This window comes from Pseudomonas sp. HMWF006 (assembly GCF_003061205.1).
Lineage (GTDB): Bacteria > Pseudomonadota > Gammaproteobacteria > Pseudomonadales > Pseudomonadaceae > Aquipseudomonas > Aquipseudomonas monsensis.
In genome coordinates this window covers 47,926-50,513 of record NZ_QAIU01000449.1, presented here as the reverse complement: position 1 = coordinate 50,513, position 2,588 = coordinate 47,926, and the positions used below count along the sequence as shown (strand labels likewise).

The following is a 2,588-nucleotide window of genomic DNA, read 5'->3' as shown; positions in this document are numbered from 1 at the left end:
GTAGCAGTTCAGGTGGCTCGGGGTCGGGCACCGGCACCAATGGCGGCGCCAGCGGATCGGGCTCCGGTGCGGGTGGCGGCACCGGTTCGGCTGGCGGCGGGACTGGCGGTGCGGGCGGTGGCACGGGCGGCTGAACGAACAAGAGTCATCCGTGGTAAGGGCGTTGCCCTGTGCAACCGGTCTAACGACGCGGCCGGCGCCCACAGGGTTGATTGTCAGCGGTCGGAACGCATCAGCTCGGCCACATCGCTCTCCGGCGAAAACACCGCGGCGCGGTTGCGTCCGGCATTTTTTGCCTGATACAGCGCCGCATCCGCCCGCTGGATAAATACTTCCGGGCTGTCATTGCCGCTCGGAATAAACGAATAGCAGCCCAGGCTCACGGTGAGATAGCCGGTGGGCGAACCGCTGTGGGTGATGTGTTTGTCGATGACGCTGCGACGAATCTGCCCGGCAATGGCCAGGGCACCGTTGATATCGGTGTTCGGCAACAGCACCGCAAACTCTTCGCCCCCATAGCGCACCGCCAGATCGGCGTTGCGCTGACAGCAGGTCATGAGCACCTGCGCCACTTGCGTCAGGCAATGGTCACCGGCGACATGCCCATAGGCGTCGTTGTAACGCTTGAAGAAGTCGATATCGAGCATGATCAGGCTCACCGGGCTGACCTGTCGCGCGCCTCGGGCAAACTCGATTTCCAGGGAACGCTCGAACAGACGCCGGTTGGCCAGTCCGGTCAGGCTGTCATGGGTCGCGATCTGTTCCAGCGCCTGCTGTGCCTTGCGCAGGTTTTTCTCGATACGCTCACCATCGCGCACCTGATGAATGAACACCCAGCCGAACAGGCCGACACCCAGGGTGACCAGGGCCACGATCACGCTGGACTGAAACGCCCGCGCGTACCAGCCCTCAAGGATCGTGTCCTTTGACGTGGCGGCGGCCACCACCAGCGGGTACGACGCCAACCGCCGGTAGCCATACAAACGCTCGACGCCGTCGACCACCGAATTGATCATCGCGGTACCGGCCGACGCCTCGGGCAGCGCCTCCCGATAGATCTGGCCTTGCGCCAGCGACGTGCCAATCAGGCTTTCATCGAACGGTCGGCGGGCGAGCAACGTGCCGTCGGTGAATCCGATGAACATGATGCCGTTGTCGTCGAGGCTGAAGCTTTCGAAGAAGTGATCGAAATACGACATCTTGATCCCGGACAGCAACACCCCCTGAAAACGGCCGGCGCGATCATTGACGCGTTTGGAAATCGGGATGATCCACTCGCCGTTCTCGCGGCTGCGGATGGCCGGGCCGATGTGCGCCAGCGTCGAGGCGTTCTGCTGGTGATACTTGAAATACTCGCGGTCGGCCACGCCATTGCCACGGGGCAGATCGGTAAACGAGGTAATCACCCACTGCCCCTGGGTATCAAACAGGAAGATGCCGTGCAACTGGTTCAGTTGCTGCACCCGCCGGGCGAAGGTTTGCTGCAGCCGAGGCCGTTGCGCCGCACCGTAACCGTCATTCTGAATCCAGTCGACCAGGCTGGTCATGACCAGGTCCGCCGCCAGAAAGGTGTCCTCGGCCTGTTGCGCCATGGCCCGCGTCAGGTTGCTGGAGGCCACCTGCGCCACCGCCAGATCCTGACGCCGTGACTGTTCCAGTTGCAAATACAGTAAACCGAGCAGGCACAACCCCACCGCAACGATAAACCACGCGGCGGCTTTACGCAGCGGCAGGCGTTTAAGGGCGCCTCCGGGGGCTTGATGCGGATCATGAATGGGGATAGGCAAAAACGTGTCCTGGGCAGGTACGACAAGGGCAAATGCCCGTAACCCTTATATTTTGTGAGCGTAGCCCACCGGGATGCACGGGGCAAACGCCACGCTCCCGCCCAGATGTATCGGCGCACAGCGCATTTGGATGATCGCTGTTCGCCGATTTATTTTCGATGCCTGCTTTGCGGTTAATCCGTTGTGAAGGGCCAGACGGCGCATCGCACTGTACAGATGCACCCGTGGCGGGTGGCCGGCGGTCAAAGCCTGACCGGGAGATGCGTACTCGGGTTCACCAAAAACCTGTGGCGAGGGCGCTTACTCCCTTGCCACCAGGTCCGTGTGGTCCTTTCGACCTTGAATCAGTTCAACGCGACGGCGGCACCCGAATATCCCCCGCCCGGCACTGCGTCTTCACGCCTTTGCCGCACGCGCCGAATTGCAGATCCTTACCCATGCACACCCGCACTTCCGACAGTTCCGGGCCGCTGCAGATCACCGCGATGCCATCAGCCGGAATCCCCGGATTGGCCTTGCGGAACAGGTCAGCGATTTCCTGGGCTTCGAAGTAATACGAAGAACTGAACGGTTGCAGCGCCTGCGGGATTTTGACGGCGCCAACGGCTTTGTCCGCCTCATCCAGATAACCCATCGCGCCGAGGCCGCTGCACGTGCCGTGCTTGGACCATTCGTGGTCGAGCAGTTTCCTGGTCGGGAACAGCGTCAGCCCCTTGCTGGTTTCCGCAGCCGACAGGGTGGTCAGCGGCGGGCAGGATTCCGGCCAGCCGCCCTTGGCGTATTGCGGCCACAAACCGTGCA

Annotated in this window: 2 protein-coding genes; both read right to left on the bottom strand. The window is 62.3% G+C overall.

The genetic code is table 11. The annotated features are described in order from the left end of the window. Positions 1 to 215 precede the first annotated feature (215 nt). On the bottom strand, positions 216 to 1,787 hold the full coding sequence (locus DBR24_RS19355) for a sensor domain-containing diguanylate cyclase (RefSeq protein WP_128615547.1): 1,572 nt from the start codon (positions 1,785 to 1,787) through the stop codon (positions 216 to 218). 349 nt (positions 1,788 to 2,136) lie between these two features. Next, a partial coding sequence (locus DBR24_RS19350; RefSeq protein ID WP_256591648.1) for a ribonuclease T2 occupies positions 2,137 to 2,588 on the bottom strand: 452 nt, incomplete at its 5' end.